Source organism: Brachybacterium phenoliresistens, from assembly GCF_039530785.1.
GTDB classification, from domain to species: domain Bacteria; phylum Actinomycetota; class Actinomycetes; order Actinomycetales; family Dermabacteraceae; genus Brachybacterium; species Brachybacterium phenoliresistens.
This window is the reverse complement of sequence record NZ_BAAAOW010000001.1, coordinates 387,912-404,823: the sequence shown is the minus strand read 5'-3', so window position 1 is coordinate 404,823 and position 16,912 is coordinate 387,912. Positions and strand designations below refer to the sequence as shown.

Below are 16,912 nucleotides of genomic sequence, written 5' to 3'. Positions count from 1 at the left end.
CCCGGGCCCGGTAGAAGGGGAGCATGCGCATCCGCCCCGGAATCGTCCCGTCCCTGCTCATGCTGGTGCTCGTGCTCGCGAGCGCCGGCGGCCTGCTCTCGCGGGGGACCGCGGCGCCCCGCGACGCCTCCGCGCCGAGCACGGTCTTCAGCGCCGAGCGCGCCGCCGAGGCCGTCGCTCCCGTGGTCGCCGTCCCGCGTCCCGTCGGCAGCGCCGCGAACGCCGAGGCGCGCGCGGTGCTGGCCGAGCGGCTCGAGGCCCGGGGATTCACGGTGGAGGAGCACGAGGGGCTCGGCACCCGGGCCGTGGACGACTGGGCCGTGGCGGGGTACACGCACTCCCTGGTGGCCACCCGCCCCGGCACGGACCCGACCGGGACGGTGGTGCTCGCCACCCATATCGACTCCGTCGTGGGCGCACCGGGTGCGGCCGATGCCGGCGTCGGCCTGGCGGTGATCCTCGAATCGGTGCGGGCCCTCGGCGACGAGGGGCGGCGCAACGACCTGGTCGTGCTGCTGGTCGACGGCGAGGAGGACGGTCTGCTGGGGGCGGCGGCGTTCATGGACGACGGGTCGCAGGAGCTGAGGGCCCCGGTCGTGGTCCTCAACCACGAGGCCCGCGGCACCTCGGGGCGGCCCATCGTCACCCGCACCGCCGGGCCCCTGCACGAGGTCCTGCCGGCGATGCCGCGACCGGAGGCGGAGTCGCTGTCCGACGCGCTGTTCGAGATCGTCCCGAACGACACCGACTTCACCGAGTACCGCGACGGCGGCTGGTGGGGAGCGGACATGGCGCTGATCGGCGGGTCGTGGGCATACCACAGCCCCCAGGACACGGCGGAGAACCTCGACCCCTCCGCGCTCCAGCACTACGGCGACATGTCCCTCGCCCTCTCGCAGGACCTGCTCGACCGGGACCTGGGCGAGCTCTCGGCGGCGGCGTCGCAGAGCCCCGTGATGACCACGATGCCCTGGGGGATCCTCTCCGTGCCGGAGATGGTCATCCGGATCGCCGCCGCGCTGCTGATCCTCGGGTCGGTCGCGGCCGTGGTCCGCGCCCGTCGCCGCGAGGCGGCGCGCACCGGGCGCATCGCCCTGGCCGCCCTGCTCGGACTGCTGGCCCTCTGCGCGGCATCGGCCGCGGCGATCGGCTCCTGGATGCTCATCGCGTCCGTGCTCGCGCCGATGACCTCGGCCACGGTCGGGGAGCCCGTCCGGCCCGGGGGCCTGCTGGCGGCCGAGATCGCCCTCGCCGCCGCGGCGGTCTCGGGCGCCTGGCTGCTGGCGCGCCGCCGCGGCTCCGGGGCGGAGGCGGCGACGGGAGCCGCCGTGCTGCTCGGGCTGCTCGTCGGCGTCCCCGGGCTGATGCTGCCCTCGCTGCTGGGCTGGCTGGTGCTGCCGATGTCCCTCGCGGTGATCCTGTCGACGCTGGCCCACCGGGCGGAGGACCAGGGGGCGAGGGCGCCCGCCGCCGCCGGCGCGCGGCGGGCCGTGGCGCTCGGGATGCGGGTCGTGGCCCTGGCCGGACTGGGCTGGATGCTCGGCACGCAGCTGTCCACCCTGGCCGACTTCGGCATCGCGAGCTCCGCGGGGGCCCTGGCCGGGTCCGCCGTCCTGGTCCTGCTCGCCGCGGGCGCGGTGCTCCCGACGCAGCCTGCCGGGACGCCGGACCCGACCTCCCCGGCGACGTCCTCGCCGCCGAGGGTCCCCGCTGCGGTGTCGCCGGGCGCGCGCCGGGGCTCGGGCCGATCCCGTCCCGCGCTGCTGGTGGGCGTGCCACTGATCGCCGCCCTCGCGCTGACGGGTGCCGGGATCGCCCGCTCCCTCGATGCGCCGCATCCGGTTCAGGAGCGGGTGAGCGCCGAGGTGTCCGCGCAGGACGGATCGACGCGCTGGACGGTGCGCGGCGTGACGCCGTGGGGGCAGCGGCTGGCGTCGCGGACCGGCACCAGCGGGCTCGCGGGTCCCGAGGTGCAGGTCCAGGATGCGGGGGAGGGGCGCGTGCGCCTGGCGGTCACCTCCCGTCGCGAGGCCCGGACGCTCGAGCTGCGGGCCGAGGGCGGGATGCTGCGTGCGGTGCGGGTGGAGGGGGCGGAGATCGAGGATCCCGACGGCGCGCGGACCCTCGTCGTGACGGGGATCAGCCCGGGGCGCACGGTCGAGATCGAGGCGGACGTCTCCGCGCTGGACGGGCTCACCGTGCTGGACCAGAGCGATGATCCCTCGGAGGCGGCGGGGTGGAGCGACCCGGGACCGGAGATCTCCGTGGTGCAGCCGCGCGTCCGGGTGGCGGTCGAGGTGCCCCTCGAGGTATCTTGACATCAAGATAAATGAAGGAGCCGCGCCGCATGGACCATCGCTGGGACCCCGATCAGTACCTCGTCTTCGCCGACGAGAGATCCCGCCCCTTCCTCGAGCTGACCGTTCGCATCCGCGCGGAGGATCCCGCCGAGGTCGTCGACCTCGGGGCGGGCCCGGGCACCCTCACGCAGCTCCTGCGCCAGCGGTGGCCCCGGGCGCAGGTGACCGCGGTCGACGCGAGCCCCGAGATGATCGCGCGGGCCCGCACGGTGCCCGGGCTCCGCGCCGAGCTCGCCGACCTGCGCACGTGGCGGCCGGCGGAGCCGGTGGACGTGATCGTCGCGAACGCCTCCCTGCAGTGGGTCCCCGGCCACCTCGACCTGCTGCCCGAGCTCCTCGCGGCGCTGCGCCGCGGCGGCTGGCTCGCCCTGCAGGTGCCCGGGAACTTCGAGGAGCCCAGCCACGCCCTGCGCCGGCAGCTCGCCGGGCGCGCCCCCTACGCCGCGCACCTGGAGGGCGTCGCCGTCCCCGGCGCGCACGACGCGGCGACCTACCTGCGCGCCCTCCAGGACCTCGACTGCGAGGTCGACGCCTGGGAGACCACCTATCTGCACGTGCTGCACGGAGAGGACCCGGTCCTGGAGTGGGTGAGCGGCACCGGGGCCCGGCCCACGCTGCAGGCGCTGCCCCCGGACCTGCGCGAGGCCTTCCGGGAGGAGTACCGCCTGCTCCTGCGCGAGGCCTATCCCGATCATGGCCGCGGCGTCGTCCTGCCCTTCCGGCGCGTCTTCGCCGTGGCCCGACGCCGCTGACGCGCATCGGCGCGGGCTCGCGCTGTGATGCGCGCCGTCCCGGGCCGGGCGCGGGAGCGGCGCAGCGCCCGTCCGTCCAGCCCGCGCGGTAGATTCGGGGGACCATGCAGAAGCTCTACCGGGACCACGGGATCGTCCTGCGCACCCACCCGCTGGGCGAGGCCGATCGCATCATCACGCTCCTGACCCGGCATCACGGGAAGGTCCGCGCCGTGGCCAAGGGCGTGCGACGCACCGGCAGCCGCTTCGGGGCTCGGCTGGAGCCCTTCGGGCTCGTGGACGTGCAGCTGCACAGCGGCCGCACCCTGCACACCGTGACGCAGGTCGTCACGATCGAGACCTTCGCCCAGGCGATCACCGCGGACTACCCGCGCTACACCGCCGCGAGCGCCATGCTCGAGACCGTGGATCGCCTCACCGACGACGTCGTGGACCCCTCCGCGCGCGGGTTCCTGCTCCTGGTCGGCGCGATGCGCGCGATGGCCGGCGGCAGCATCCCCCCGGCGCTCGTGCTGGACTCCTTCCTGCTGCGCAGCCTGGCCCTGTCGGGATGGGCCCCCTCGCTCAGCGACTGCGCGGCCTGCGGCGCCGACGGGCCGCACCACGCCTTCGACGTGAGCGCCGGAGGGCTCGTCTGCAGCGCCTGCCGGAAGGCCGGGGCGGTCGCCGTGCGCCGCTCCGCCGTCGAGCACCTCATCCTGCTGCTGGCCGGGGACTGGGAGAATGTCGTCCTCAGCGACGAGACGACCGCGCTGGAGGCCAGCCGCATCGTCTCGGACGCCGTGACCTGGAACCTGGAGCGGTCCGTCCGCTCCCTGGGCTATGTGGAACGCTGAGGCGGCTCCCCGCGGCGCGGGGCATCGGCCGGCCCCCACAGGCCCCATCGGACGCATCCGGACCACCTCGAGGAGGCACCCATGAGCGCAGGGCGACGCGAGGACGTCCCGCCGTACCCCCATCCCAGCGGGCAGCAGCCTCCGCAGCTCCCGTCGCAGGTCGTGCCGCGCCACATCGCCGTGGTGATGGACGGCAACGGGCGCTGGGCCAACGCCCGCGGCCTGCCGCGCACCGCCGGGCACGAGGCGGGAGAGGCCGCCCTGCTCGACGTCGTCGCCGGGGCCCTGCAGATCGGCGTGACGCATCTGTCCGCCTACGCCTTCTCCACCGAGAACTGGAAGCGCTCCCCAGAGGAGGTCCGCTTCCTCATGGGATTCTCGCGCTCCGTGCTGCGGCGCCAGCGCGACACCCTCAACTCCTGGGGCGTGCGCATCGTGTGGATCGGTCGCGAGCAGCGGCTGTGGGGCAGCGTGATCAAGGAGCTCAAGGAGGCGGAGGAGCTCACGGCGCAGAACACGCGCATGACGCTGTACATGTGCGTGAACTACGGCGGCCGCGCCGAGATCGTCGACGCCGTGCGCCAGGTCGCGGCCGAGGCCCGCGCCGGGCGCATCAGCGGTCGCGGCATCACCGAGGCGAGCTTCGCCCGCCATCTCATCGATCCCGACATGCCGGACGTGGACCTGTTCCTGCGCACCAGCGGCGAGCAGCGCACCTCGAACTTCCTGCTGTGGCAGGCCGCCTACGCCGAGCTCGTGTTCGTCCCCGAGCTCTGGCCCGACGTGGACCGGATCGTCCTGTGGCGCGCCGTCGTCGAGTACGCGCGGCGGGACCGGCGCTTCGGCGGCGCGATCGACGCCCCCGGCGCGCAGGGCTGATCCGCCGCCGCCTCTCCCTGCGTCCCAGCCGGTCCGGGGCGAGGGCGTGCTCGCGCGCCGTCGCCCGCCCGGCCATGGCCGGATCAGGAGCGCTCGGGGAGCACCCTGCGGTCGCGGCGGCGCAGCACGAGGCCGGTCACGACGGCCACGACGAGCAGGAGCAGCGCCACCGCGGCCCAGGGGCTCGCGAGGAACAGCTCGGCCCACAGCACGATCGCCGCGAGCCCGACCGTGGCGTAGACGACCGCCCAGGCCAGGCCGCCGATCGCGAGGGCGGGGAGATAGCGTCGCAGCGGCATCCGGGTCAGCCCGGCGGCGGCGTTGGCGGCGGTCTGGAAGCCGATGGTGAGGAAGCTCAGCGCGACGACGGGGGCGCCCCAGCGGTTGACCACGGCGATCGCCCGGGCGACGCGGGGGCCGCGCAGCGCCTCGGCGACGCGGCCGCGGTCGGCCAGGCGGTGCGCCCCGCGCCCCAGGGCATAGGTGCCGCCGGCGCGCAGCAGGATGACGCAGTACAGGATCCCCACCGCCGGCAGCAGCGGCAGCGACTGGATCCAGTCCATCATCGGGACGGAGCCTCCCCGGCCTCGTGCTCGGGGCACAGGCCGAAGACCTCCATGGTGTGGTGGACGTCCGTGAAGCCGTGGGCGGCGGCGATCGCGCGGGTCCACTCCTCCAGCTCCGGCGCCTGGAACTCCACGGTGCTGCCGCATTCGCGGCACACCAGGTGATGGTGGTGCGCCTCCTCGGCGCACTGGCGGTAGATGGACTCGCCGTCATCGGTGACGAGCACGTCGACCTGGCCGCCCGCGGCGAGGGCCTGCAGATTGCGGTAGACGGTCGCCAGGCCCACGGCCTGTCCGGCGGAGCGCAGGTCGTCGTGGAGCTGCTGGGCGCTGCGGAAGTCCTCCTGCTCGGCGAGCGCCTCGAGGATCGCCGTGCGCTGCTTCGTGGTGCGCTGCTTCGTCGTCATGCCGGTGCCTCGACCTCCTGTGCGCGGTGTGCCCGGACCCGTTCCCGGACGGCCCGGACGGCGACCCCGACCGCGTACATCCCGATGGCCAGCAGCACGATCACGCCGCCGGGCGGCAGGTTGACGTACGCGGTGAGGACCAGCCCGCCCAGGCTGCACACCAGTCCCACCATCATCGCCCATCGCATGGTCCGGTTGAAGCCGATCACGAGGGTCTGGGCCGTGGCGACGGGCACGATCATCAGCGCGCTGACCATCAGCGCGCCGACGATCCGCATGGCGAGGGTGACGGTGAGGGCCGCGATGACGACGATGAGCAGGTTCGTCGCCCGCACGGGCAGCCCCGAGGCGCGCGCGAACTCCTCGTCGCCGGTGACGGCGAACAGCAGTCCGCGCAGGCCGATGCCGACGGCCAGCACGATCGCGGCGAGCACCACGGTGATCCCCAGATCGGAGGAGGTCACCGTCGAGATGGAGCCGAAGAGATAGGCCATGAGGTTCTGCGAGGTGCCGCCGGCCAGCTGGATGATGACCACACCGCCGGCGATGCCGCCGTAGAAGAGGATCGCCAGGGCGACGTCGCGGCTGGTGTGCCCGATCTCGCGCACGTACTCGATGGCGAGGGCGCCGAGCACCGAGGCGGTGAGCGCCCCGGGGATGGCCAGGGCGTCGTGCGGGGTGGTGGAGACCCAGGCGCCCACCAGCCAGCCCATGGCGACACCGGTGAGGGCGACGTGGCCGAGGCCGTCGCCCAGCAGCGACAGCCGGCGCTGGACCAGGTACGTCCCCACGATCGGGGCGGTGAGCCCGATGAGCACCGCGATGATCAGCGGGTAGCGCATGATGTCCGAGGTCAGGAGATCCCACGGGGTCAGCATCAGGAATCGAGCTCCTGTCCGAGCGCGGGCACGGGGCGCAGCTCGTGGTCGTGGCCGGGGTCCAGGCGCGGGCGCTGGGAGGGGGGACCGTCGTGGATCACGCGCCCCTCGTCCAGCACCACCGCCCGGGTGATGTCGTCCTCCAGCTCGCCGAGGTCGTGGAGCACGACGAGGATGGTGGTGCCGCGGCTGTGCAGGCGGCGGAAGATGCCGGCGATCAGCTCGCGGCTGGCGATGTCGACGCCGCTGAACGGTTCGTCCAGCACCAGGAAGGACGGTCCGCGCACCAGGGCGCGGGCGATCATCACCCGCTGGCGCTGGCCGCCCGACATCGCGGTGACGGGCCGGTCGGCGAGCCCGGAGAGGCCCACATCGGACAGCAGGGCGTCCACCCGCAGGTCGCGGGCCCGGGGGAACCAGGCGCGCGGGCCCAGCAGGCCGGTCGCGACGGTCTCCCGGGCGGTGGCGGGGATGTTGCCGGACTCGGCCGCGTGCTGGGGGACGTAGCCGAGCTGCTGGTGGGCGCGGTGGCGGGACACGTCGTGGCCGAACAGGCGGGCGCTGCCCGAGTCCAGTCCCAGCGCGCCGACGACGGTGCGCAGCAGGGTCGACTTGCCCGAGCCGTTGGCGCCGAGCAGGGCGACGAGCTCGCCGGGCCTCACCTCGAGGTCCACCGAGTGCAGGACGCGCTGCGAGCCCAGCGTGACGACCGCCTTGCGGACGTCGACGACGGGGTTCTGCGGGGCGGAGTCGTCGGGCCGGCTCATCGCCAGCTCGCGGCCAGGGCTTCTGCGTTGCTGCGCATCACCGCAGGATAGTCCACCGATTCGTCGAGCTGGGTCTCGAGGTTGTCGAGCTCGGCGGCCGTGATGCCGAGCTTGTCCGCGAGGGTCTGGGCGACCTTGGGGGAGGCGGTGGTCTCGAAGAACACGGTGGTCACGCCCTCCTCCCGGATCACGGACTCGAGCTCGAGCAGCCGCTGCGGGCTGGGCTCGACCTCCGGGTCCACCCCGGTGATGCCGATCTGCTCGAGCCCGTAGCGGTGGGCGAGGTAGGCGAAGGCGGTGTGGCTGGTGACGAAGGGCTTGGGGCCGTCGATCGCGCCGAACAGCTCCTCGAGCTCCTTGTCCAGCGCCTCGAGCTCCGCGCTCAGAGCCTGCGCGTTGTCGCGGTAGGTGCTCGCGCTGTCCGGGTCGATCTCCGCGAGGCGGTCGCCGATCGCGACGGCGACCTGCGCCATCAGCGAGGGGTCGTGCCAGAAGTGCGGGTCGGTGTCGCCGTGGTCGTGCTCCTCCTCGCCGCCGGCGTCCGATCCCTCCTCGGCGTGCTCGGCGTGCTCCTCCGCGCTCTCGCCGGCGTGCTCGTCGTGACCGGCCGCGGCCGCGTCGGAGGGGAGCATCTCGATGACGGAGTCCACGGCCAGGGCGTTCTCGCTGCCGTGGGAGGCCAGGGCGTCGTCGACCGCGGTCTGGAAGCCGGGGATCATCACGACCAGATCCGCGCCGGCGAGCTGGGAGACCTCGGAGACGGACAGCTCGAGGCCGTGGGCGTCGACCCCGGGCTTGGCCAGGTCGATCACCTCCGCCGAGTCCCCGGCCACGGTCTTGACCAGGTAGGACAGGGCGTAGGCGGTCGTCATCACGCGGGTGCCGTCGCCGCTCGCCCCGCCGGATCCCGAGCAGGCCGCCAGGGCGGCCGCGGCGAGCGCGGCGCCGCCGCCGAGGGCCGCGCGGCGCCCCATCGGCGCCCGCAGCAGGCGGGAGAGGTCCAGGGGGCGGGGGGACGAGGCGGTCGGGCGCGAGGACGAAGACATGACAATCATTCTCAGGAGCCGGTGGGGCCGGGTCAAGCCGAACCGGGCCCGGTGCGGTGTCTGTCTCGACACACCTCCGGCCTCGTGCGCGGGTGCGGGAGGATCTGCGCTTCCTGCCTGCGCGGAGCCGCCGATATGCTGATTCCCCCTCCATCCGTCGACCGCAGGAGACCCTCGTGGCCAAGGCCCCCGCCAGCACCCTGGACAACGTCATCGCGCTCGCCAAGAAGCGCGGATTCGTCTTCCCGGCAGGTGACATCTACGGCGGTACCCGTTCCGCATGGGACTACGGGCCCCTGGGCGTGGAGCTCAAGGAGAACATCAAGCGCCAGTGGTGGCGGACCTTCGTGCAGTCCCGCGCCGACATGGTCGGCCTGGACTCCTCGATCATCCTCCCCAAGGCCGTCTGGGAGGCCTCCGGCCACGTCGCCACCTTCACCGATCCGCTGGTCGAGTGCCGCAAGTGCCACAGCCGGTTCCGCGAGGACCACCTGCTGGAAGCCTTCGAGGAGAAGAAGGGCCGCGCCCCCGAGGGCGGCCTCGCCGAGGTGCCCTGCCCGAACTGCGGCACGCGCGGCGAGTTCACCGAGCCCCAGCAGTTCTCCGGCCTCATGAAGACGTACCTGGGCGCCGTCGACAACGAGAGCGGTCTGGCCTACCTGCGCCCGGAGACGGCGCAGGGCATCTTCGTCAACTTCCTCAACGTGGTCACCGCCGCGCGCCAGAAGCCGCCCTTCGGCATCGGCCAGGTCGGCAAGGCGTTCCGCAACGAGATCACGCCGGGCAACTTCATCTTCCGCACCCGCGAGTTCGAGCAGATGGAGATCGAGTACTTCACGCCGCCGGCGGAGGCCGAGGAACACTTCCGCACCTGGGTCGAGGACTGCTGGAACTGGTTCGTGGACCTCGGGATCTCCGAGGACAACCTGCGCCGCTTCGACGTCCCCGAGGACGAGCGCGCCCACTACAGCGCCGGGACCATCGACCTGGAGTACCGCTTCGGCTTCCAGGGCAGCGAGTGGGGCGAGCTGATGGGCATCGCCAACCGCACCGACTTCGACCTCTCCAGCCACACCGAGGCCTCCGGCACGAAGATGCAGTACTTCGACCAGGCCGCGAACGAGCGCTACACGCCGTACGTGATCGAGCCGTCCTTCGGCCTGACCCGCTCGATGATGGCCTTCCTCGTCGAGGCGTACAGCGAGGACGAGGCGCCCAACGCCAAGGGCGGCGTCGACGTGCGCACCGTCCTGCGGCTGGACCCGCGCCTGGCCCCCGTCAAGGCCGCCGTGCTGCCGCTGTCCAAGAGCGGCGACCTGGTCCCGCGCTCGGAGGAGCTCGCCCGCGAGCTGCGCGGGTTCTGGAACGTGGAGACCGATGTCTCGCAGGCCATCGGCCGCCGCTACCGCCGCCAGGACGAGATCGGCACGCCGTTCTGCATCACGGTCGACTTCGACACGGCCGAGGACCAGGCGGTCACCATCCGCGAGCGCGACTCGATGGCCCAGGAGCGCGTGGCCCTCAGCCAGGTGCGCGGCTACCTCGCCGAGCGGCTCGCCGGCGCCTGACCCGCCGCGTCCCGGCGCCTGACCCGCCCCGTTCCGGCGCCGCGCCATGGCGGTCCGCCCCGACGGGGGTCCATGGGCTCGCGCCGGCGGGCTGCGGCGGACCTCTCGCGCCAGAAGTCATTCTGCGTCGCGTGAACGCCCGTTCAAGCACCGAGGAATGACTTCTCGGCGATCGCCCGGGCGGGCCATCGGCGTACCGGGAGCGGCGCCGCGCGCCCGCTCGCGGCGGGGCATGGCACGCTGGGGCCGTGCAGACGTCGACGGACATCGCCCCGGATCGCAGCGGTCGCGGGATCGCCCGCGCCTACTACGGCGAGGTCGTCCGCCCGCTGCTGGAGGACGCCCTGCCCGGTCTCGCGCATGCCGCCGGGCGCCTGGGCAGCGGATCCGACGTGCTGGGGTTCGACGACGCCCAGTCCCGGGACCACGACTTCGGTCTGCGCCTGACCCTGCTGGTCGAGGACGGGCGGGCCGCAGAGGTCGACGACCTGCTGGCGGCGCGCCTGCCCGAGGCCTGGCAGGGGCTGCCCGTCCGCTTCGCGACGACCTGGGATCCGCAGGTCCGCCACCGCTGCGAGGTGGCCTCCGCGCGGGACTTCGCCGTCTCCCGGCTCGGCCTGGACCCGACCGGGCCGATGACCGCCTCCGACTGGCGCACCCTCACGGGCCAGGCCGTGCTCGAGGTGGTGGCCGGCCCCGTCTTCCACGACGGGACCGGGGAGATCACCGCGATCCGGGAGCTGCTGTCCGGGTACCCGCGCGACGTGCGCCTGCATGCCCTGGCCTCCGGATGGGACCGGCTGCGCCAGGAGTTCCCCGACGTGGGCCGCGCCGGCCTGCGCGGCGACGAGGACGGCTCCGCCGTGCTGGCCGCCCGGCACGTGCGCACCATGATGCATATGGCCCACCTGATCCACAGACGCTGGGCGCCCTACGGGAAGTGGCTCGCCCGCTCCGCGGCGGCCCTGCCCAGCGGGCAGGAGCTGCGCGGATGCTGGATGCAGGTGCTGCGGGCTCGCGGATGGCAGGAGCGCCAGGGTGCTCTCGCCGAGGCCGCGGAGCTGCTGGCCGCGGCCCAGGCCGGCGCCGGCCTTCCCGTGCTGCTGCCGGCGACGGAGCCCTTCTTCGACCGGCCCCATGTGGGAGTGCGGGAGATCCCCGAGGCGCTGGTCGCCGCGATCGAGGATCCGGAGCTGCGGGCGCTGGGCTCGCGGGCCGGGACCGCGGAGCAGATGAGCGACAGCGTCTCGCTCCTCGTGGACCCCGCGGCCCGGCGACGGCTCATCGGCTGAGCAGGGCGGCCTCCGCCGGCGCGGCCGCGGCCTCCCGCGCCGCGCGCACTGCGGCGGCGTACGCCGCGCAGCTGGGCTTGGGGCTGCGCTCCAGACTCGCGCGGTCCACCGCGACCAGGCCCAGCTTCGAGCCGTAGCCGGAGATCCACTCGAAGTTGTCCAGCAGGGTCCAATGGCAGTACCCGAGCACCGGGGTGCCGGCGGCGATCTCCTGCCCGAGCTCGGCGAGGGCATCGGGGATGAACGCGGCGCGCCGGGAGTCGTCCTCGGTCTGCATGCCATGCTCGGTGACCAGCACCGGGACGCCGGAGCGCTGGTGGGCGTAGCGCACCGCCCCGGCGAGCGACCCGGCGGCCGCGACCGAACCCATGCCGTTGACCTCGTCGTCCGCTCCGGGCGAGACCTCGCCCCCGGCGTCGAAGTGGAACCGCTCGTAGTTCTGCACGCCGATGAAGTCGTCCTCGCGAGCGACGTCGAGCCAGTGGTCGTAGACCGCCGCCCGCCGGGCGTCGCGGTGGGCCTCGCCGCCGGGCAGGGCGACGTCGTCGGCGATCGCGATGGAGACGCCCACGGGCAGATCGCCGCGGCGATCCTTCACGGCGTCCCGGGCGGCGCGGTGCGCCCGGGTGAAGCCCTCCTGGAACGCGGCCTGTGCGCGGGCGGGGATGACGTTGGAGGCGAAGTACTGCGCGGTGCCGGCATCGCGGGCCGCCGCAGCGAGCATGTCCTCCTTGAGCTGCTCTGCCTCCGGAGGCAGCTTGCTCCCCGCCTGCAGCAGCTGCTCCAGGTTCGGCTCGTTCAGGGTGACCGCCGCGGCGATGCGGTCGCCGAGGCGGGCCATCACCCGGTCGCACTGCCGGGCGAACAGCTCCGCGGCATCGGCGGCGAGCCAGGATCCCGCCGCCGCGAACCAGTGCGGGGAAGCGAAGTGGTTCAGCGTGACGATCGGGGCGAGACCTCGGGCCAGAGCGGCGTCGACGACCTGCTCGTAGTGGTCCAGCTCGGCCACGACGACCTCGCCGCGGTGGGGCTCGATGCGCGCCCACTCCACGGAGAAGCGGTAGGCGTTCAGGCCCATTCCCGCGACGAGGTCGAGATCCTCCTCGAAGCGGTGGTAGCTGCCGCAGGCGGGGCCCGAGCGCTCCCGGAAGAGGGAGGGACGGGTGCGCTCCAGGGTCCAGATGTCGGAGGCGGTGTTCTCGCCCTCGCTCTGGTGCCCGGCGGTCGCCACGCCCCACAGGAAGTCGGAGGGGAAGGAGGCGGGGGTCGGGTCGATGGTCATCAGGAGTCTCTCGGTTCGGATCGGAAGGGGCAGGGGCGAGCGCGCGACCGGCTCAGCGGGCGCCGCGCACGAGGGTGATGGCGAGGCCTCCGGCGACGGCCGCGAGGGCTCCCGCCAGGAACAGCGCGGCGAAGTTCTGGCCGCCGCCGATGGCCAGCAGCGCGGGCGCGACCGCGGCGACGATGGTGACCGGCAGGTTGTCGGCGATCTTGAGGATGCCGAGGTCCTTGCCGGGATTCTCGGGATCGGGCAGCACCTGGGTGGCCAGGGACAGTTCGACGGAGAAGTAGACGCCCTGTCCCAGGCCCACCACGGTGCAGGCCACGAGGTAGAACCCGAAGCTGGGTGCGCTCGCGGCGAGCACCAGTCCGAGGGCGAGGATCAGCGCCGCGGCCAGGACGAAGGGCTTTCGCACGTCCAGCCGGTCGCTCAGACGCCCCACGAGCGGAGCGACCAGCAGCGTGATGCCGGCGTTGACGATGACGGTCAGCAGGATCGCCCCGCCCAGCCGGGCGGGCTCCATGCCCAGCCGCTGCAGCAGGAAGATCGCCTGGTAGGCGTTCAGCGCCGCGACGCCGGAGAAGACGAGCATGCGGCTGGTGAAGACCCAGGTGAAGCTCGCGTGCCGGCGCGGGTCCACCCAGAACAGGCCGAGGGTGCGACGCAGATCGAGCCGGGGCGGCACCTGCGTGCGCTGCGGATCACGCACGGCGAGGGCGAGCGTGGTCATCCCCGCCACGGCGAACAGGGTCGGGATCCCCACCAGCGGGACCAGCGCATCGCCGAAGGGCACGGACACGGCCATGCCCAGCAGGGCACCGAGGGCGGTGCTCATGCTGATCAGGGCGGTGGCGACCCCCCGGCGACGGGCAGGCAGCTGATCGGTCATCAGCGCGGTGACGGTGACGTGCGCGGTGACGAAGCCCAGGGTCAGCAGCAGGTGGGCCAGGACGAGGGCGGGCACGCCGGGGGCCAGCACCAGGGCGGTGCCCCCGGCCGCGAAGGCGAGCGCGCCGAACAGGAGGAACGGTCGCCTGCGGCCCAGCCGCGATCGGGATCGGTCGCTCAACGCGCCCACCGTCGGCAGCGCCACCAGGGTGAGCGCGCCCGCGATCGCGCTCGAGATCGAGATCGTGGTGGCGGCCGATGCGGCATCCAGGGCCGTCGCCTTGAGGGTCAGGGTGAGCAGGGCGGCCGACATCTGCGCGGCGCCCGCGCCGATGATCGCGAAGGCCAGCAGGGCGACCAGGCCTCGGCGGGGAGCGGCGGGGGAGCCGGGCCGGGGCAGGGTCGGGCCGGTGCCCGCGGCGGGAGGCGCTGCGGCGGCCGTGGGGGCGGGCGCCGGCGGGGCCGCCGACGTCCGCGAGCTGGGGGTCTCGGTGCGAGGGGTCATGGAGGGCTTCCTTGCCATCGGGCCGCGCGAGGGGTCCTCGTCCCTGAGGGCCGGCCGTCCGCGGCGGGTGTGGCGAGCACGCTAGACCAAAAACATGCAAGGTGCAATGTTTTGGCGTTCTCGGTGATAGCGTGCCGGTCATGCCTGGACCCCGCGGCGAGTACCGCAAGAGCGCGCAGCGGCGTGCGCAGATCCTCGACGCCGCCTTCGAGGTGTTCTCCCGCTCCGGGTACACCGCGAGCTCCGTCAACGAGATCGCCCGGCAGGTCGGGATCACGCAGACCGGCGTGCTGCACCACTTCGCCGGCGGGAAGAAGGCTCTTCTGCAGGCCGTCCTCGAGCAGCGCGACGCCCGCGCCGAAGGGGTGCTGGAGCGGCGCACCGGGCGTGCCTTCCTCGCCGGCCTGGTCGAGATCTCCCGGGCCCAGGCCTCCCAGCGCGGCGTGGTCCAGATGTACCGCCACCTCTCCGCCGAGGCGGTGGACCCCGAGCATCCCGCCCACCGGTATTTCCGCGACCGCCTGCGCCGGATCGCCGCTGCTGTCGAGGGGGCCTTCTGCGAGGTCGCCGCGGAGGGCGGCCTGCGGGAGGGCGTCGACCCGGCTCAGGCGGCCCAGCGCACCCTCGCCATGACCGAAGGGCTCGAGCACCTCTGGCTGATGGGGCACGAGGTCGACATGGCCGAGGACATCCGCCGGGTCATCGACGAGTTCCTCGTCGAGCCCCTCCCCTCGGCCCCGGACCGCCAGGACCCGGATGCGGGGGAGGGCGCATGACCTGGAGGATCGGGCCGCGCACCCGGGTCGTCGTCGACAACGACTGGGCCGGGGACCCGGACGGGCTCGTCGCCCTGGCGCACCACCTGCTCTCGCCGACCGATGCCGTCGTCACCGTCACCGGCAGCTTCACGAGCCCGCTGTTCGGCGATCCCACCGGGACCGCCGCGCGCGGGGCGGCGATGGCGCGAGAGCTCATGGATCTGGTGGGCGGCCATGGGGGCGTCCCCGTGCACGCCGGGGCCGATTCCGCCTTCGCCGGCCGGCCCCGGCAGAGCGAGGCCGCCCGCGCCATCGTCGCGGCGGCGCAGGAGGAGTGCGTGCTGGTGTGCGGGGGCCCGCTCACCAACGTCGCCGACGCGCTGATCCGCGAACCCGGCATCACCGCGCGGATCCGCCTGCTCTGGGTCGGCGGCACGCAGGAGGACGGGGCCGCCGAGTACAACCGCGACACCGACCCGGTCGCCGCCCGGTTCGTCCTCGAGCACCCGCAGCTGCGCATCGACCGCTTCCCCCGGGAGACCTACCGGCTGCTGGCGGTCTCCGTGGCGGAGCTCGAGCTGATGCTCACCGAGGGCGGTCCCATCGGCCGCTGGCTCTGGCAGCGGTACCGGGACCTGCCGCTGCCCGAGGGTGTCGAGGTCGACCCGGTGTGGCCGCTGGGTGACAGCGCTCCGCTGGCCCTGACCGCGCTGCACCACGGCGCCGTGCGGTTCTCGGAGGATGACGGCCTCTCGCACCACCGCACCTGCACCGCTCTGGATCCGCGGCTGATCATCGGGGACCTCGCCGCGCGCCTGCGCCTGTCCTCCCCATGACCCGCCGATGCACATCACCCTCGCCCGCACTCCCGACCGGTGCGTCGAGGTGGAACAATCGAGCACGATGACCACCCTCGACGCCCCGACCTCGCCCCCCAGCGCCCCGCAGCGGTCCTCCGGGACGCCCGCGCGGCGCACCCTGACCATCGGCCCGCACACGGTGGACACCCCCGTGGTGCTCGCCCCGATGGCCGGGATCACGAACATGGCCTTCCGGCTGCTGTGCCGTGAGTTCGGCGCGCTCCACAGCGAGGACGACGGCGGCCTGTTCGTCTCGGAGATGGTGACCACCCGGGCGCTGGTCGAGGACCACGCGGAGTCCTGGCGCCTGGTGACGATGGGGGAGCGGGAGCGTCCCCGCTCGGTGCAGCTGTACGGGGTCGACCCCGCGACCGTGCGCCGCGCCGTGGAGATGATCCGGGAGCGGGACCTCGCCGACCACATCGACCTCAACTTCGGGTGCCCGGTGCCGAAGGTGACCCGGCGCGGCGGCGGCGGGATCCTGCCGTGGAAGACGGAGCTGTTCACCCGGATCGTGCGCGGCGCCGTCGAGGCCGCCGGGGACGTCCCCGTGACGGTCAAGACCCGCATCGGGATCGACGAGGACCATGTGACCTACCGCGACGCCGGGCTCATCGCCCAGGAGGTCGGGGCGGCCGCGATCGCCCTGCACGGGCGCACCGTCACCCAGCACTACTCCGGACAGGCGAACTGGGACGCGATCGCGGACCTGAAGTCCCTGGTCACCGGCATCCCCGTGCTGGGCAACGGCGACATCTGGTCGGCCGAGGACGCGCTGCGCATGGTCGAGCAGACCGGCTGCGACGGGGTCGTGGTCGGCCGCGGCTGCCAGGGCCGGCCCTGGCTGTTCGCCGATCTCGCGGCCGGCTTCGCCGGGAGCGATGCCCGGGTGCGTCCCACGCTCGGCGAGGTCGCCCGGATCCTGCGCCGCCATGCGGAGCTGCTCGTGGAGTTCTTCGAGGACGAGGGGCGCGGCATCCGCGACCTGCGCAAGCACGTGGCCTGGTACTTCAAGGGGTACCCGGTGGGCGGGGAGATGCGCCACCGGCTGGCGACCATGGAATCGCTCGAGGACCTCGACGCGAAGCTCGCCGAGCTCGACGCGGACTCGCCCTACCCCGGAGAGGCGGTCGAAGGACCCCGCGGGCGCGCGGGCACGCCCAAGCGGGCCGTCTGCCCGCAGGGGTGGATGGACTCCCGCGAGATCACCGCCGACATCGCCGCGCGCCTGCACGAGGCCGAGCTCAGCGTGTCCGGTGGGTGAGCCG

16 protein-coding genes are annotated in these 16,912 nt (G+C 73.7%); 9 read left to right on the top strand and 7 right to left on the bottom strand.

Going from position 1 to position 16,912, the window contains the following annotated elements:
* Window positions 1-23: 23 nt before the first annotated feature.
* The 4 genes from ABD234_RS01855 to ABD234_RS01840 all read left to right on the top strand — a co-directional run bounded on the left by ABD234_RS01855 (window position 24) and on the right by ABD234_RS01840 (window position 4,827).
* Entirely contained in the window at window positions 24-2,318 is a 2,295-nt protein-coding gene (locus ABD234_RS01855) for a M28 family peptidase (protein WP_051486378.1), read from the top strand.
* 29 nt (window positions 2,319-2,347) lie between these two features.
* On the top strand, window positions 2,348-3,112 hold the full coding sequence (locus ABD234_RS01850; RefSeq protein WP_038370107.1) for a trans-aconitate 2-methyltransferase: 765 nt from the start codon (window positions 2,348-2,350) through the stop codon (window positions 3,110-3,112).
* 104 nt (window positions 3,113-3,216) lie between these two features.
* A complete protein-coding gene (recO, locus tag ABD234_RS01845; RefSeq protein WP_038370109.1) occupies window positions 3,217-3,948 on the top strand; it encodes a DNA repair protein RecO in 732 nt (243 codons plus the stop codon).
* A gap of 81 nt (window positions 3,949-4,029) precedes the next feature.
* Window positions 4,030-4,827 (top strand): isoprenyl transferase, encoded by a 798-nt coding sequence (locus ABD234_RS01840; RefSeq protein ID WP_038370111.1) that lies wholly within the window; start codon window positions 4,030-4,032, stop codon window positions 4,825-4,827.
* Window positions 4,828-4,910: 83 nt separating this feature from the next.
* On the opposite strand, the gene ABD234_RS01835 is transcribed toward ABD234_RS01840, so the two are convergent.
* From ABD234_RS01835 to ABD234_RS01815, 5 genes are read right to left on the bottom strand one after another with little or no spacing between them, the layout of a single operon-like run.
* On the bottom strand, window positions 4,911-5,393 hold the full coding sequence (locus ABD234_RS01835; RefSeq protein ID WP_084148166.1) for a DedA family protein: 483 nt from the start codon (window positions 5,391-5,393) through the stop codon (window positions 4,911-4,913).
* Window positions 5,390-5,800 carry a Fur family transcriptional regulator gene (locus ABD234_RS01830; RefSeq protein WP_038370113.1) on the bottom strand — a complete coding sequence of 137 codons (411 nt, stop codon included), beginning with the start codon at window positions 5,798-5,800 and terminating at the stop codon, window positions 5,390-5,392. Before ABD234_RS01830 ends, ABD234_RS01835 begins: the two co-directional genes overlap by 4 nt.
* Window positions 5,797-6,678: a metal ABC transporter permease gene (locus ABD234_RS01825; RefSeq protein WP_051486379.1), complete on the bottom strand. Its 882-nt coding sequence runs from the start codon at window positions 6,676-6,678 to the stop codon at window positions 5,797-5,799. The genes ABD234_RS01830 and ABD234_RS01825 overlap by 4 nt, the downstream gene beginning before the upstream one ends.
* Window positions 6,678-7,445: a metal ABC transporter ATP-binding protein gene (locus ABD234_RS01820; RefSeq protein ID WP_038370115.1), complete on the bottom strand. Its 768-nt coding sequence runs from the start codon at window positions 7,443-7,445 to the stop codon at window positions 6,678-6,680. The genes ABD234_RS01825 and ABD234_RS01820 overlap by 1 nt, the downstream gene beginning before the upstream one ends.
* A complete protein-coding gene (locus tag ABD234_RS01815) occupies window positions 7,442-8,491 on the bottom strand; it encodes a metal ABC transporter substrate-binding protein (RefSeq protein ID WP_232226141.1) in 1,050 nt (349 codons plus the stop codon). The genes ABD234_RS01820 and ABD234_RS01815 overlap by 4 nt, the downstream gene beginning before the upstream one ends.
* 176 nt (window positions 8,492-8,667) lie before the next feature.
* Here ABD234_RS01815 and ABD234_RS01810 point away from each other — a divergent pair, with 176 nt between their 5' ends.
* The gene (locus ABD234_RS01810) at window positions 8,668-10,059 is read left to right on the top strand and encodes a glycine--tRNA ligase (RefSeq protein ID WP_038370117.1); all 1,392 of its coding nucleotides are present in this window, start codon (window positions 8,668-8,670) and stop codon (window positions 10,057-10,059) included.
* A gap of 248 nt (window positions 10,060-10,307) precedes the next feature.
* The gene (locus ABD234_RS01805; protein ID WP_232226142.1) at window positions 10,308-11,351 is read left to right on the top strand and encodes a DUF4037 domain-containing protein; all 1,044 of its coding nucleotides are present in this window, start codon (window positions 10,308-10,310) and stop codon (window positions 11,349-11,351) included.
* Here the strand turns inward: ABD234_RS01805 and ABD234_RS01800 are convergent.
* Together ABD234_RS01800 and ABD234_RS01795 are read right to left on the bottom strand one after the other, a co-directional pair.
* On the bottom strand, window positions 11,341-12,633 hold the full coding sequence (locus ABD234_RS01800) for a family 1 glycosylhydrolase (protein ID WP_051486381.1): 1,293 nt from the start codon (window positions 12,631-12,633) through the stop codon (window positions 11,341-11,343). The genes ABD234_RS01805 and ABD234_RS01800 overlap by 11 nt on opposite strands.
* Before the next feature lie 52 nt (window positions 12,634-12,685).
* Window positions 12,686-14,026: an MFS transporter gene (locus ABD234_RS01795; RefSeq protein ID WP_038370119.1), complete on the bottom strand. Its 1,341-nt coding sequence runs from the start codon at window positions 14,024-14,026 to the stop codon at window positions 12,686-12,688.
* 140 nt (window positions 14,027-14,166) lie between these two features.
* Here ABD234_RS01795 and ABD234_RS01790 point away from each other — a divergent pair, with 140 nt between their 5' ends.
* The 3 genes from ABD234_RS01790 (at window position 14,167) to dusB (ending at window position 16,908) form a co-directional block, all read left to right on the top strand.
* The gene (locus ABD234_RS01790) at window positions 14,167-14,802 is read left to right on the top strand and encodes a TetR/AcrR family transcriptional regulator (RefSeq protein ID WP_038370492.1); all 636 of its coding nucleotides are present in this window, start codon (window positions 14,167-14,169) and stop codon (window positions 14,800-14,802) included.
* Window positions 14,799-15,620 (top strand): nucleoside hydrolase, encoded by an 822-nt coding sequence (locus ABD234_RS01785; protein WP_038370121.1) that lies wholly within the window; start codon window positions 14,799-14,801, stop codon window positions 15,618-15,620. The genes ABD234_RS01790 and ABD234_RS01785 overlap by 4 nt, the downstream gene beginning before the upstream one ends.
* Before the next feature lie 67 nt (window positions 15,621-15,687).
* Window positions 15,688-16,908: a tRNA dihydrouridine synthase DusB gene (dusB, locus tag ABD234_RS01780; protein ID WP_038370493.1), complete on the top strand. Its 1,221-nt coding sequence runs from the start codon at window positions 15,688-15,690 to the stop codon at window positions 16,906-16,908.
* Window positions 16,909-16,912: the final 4 nt, after the last annotated feature.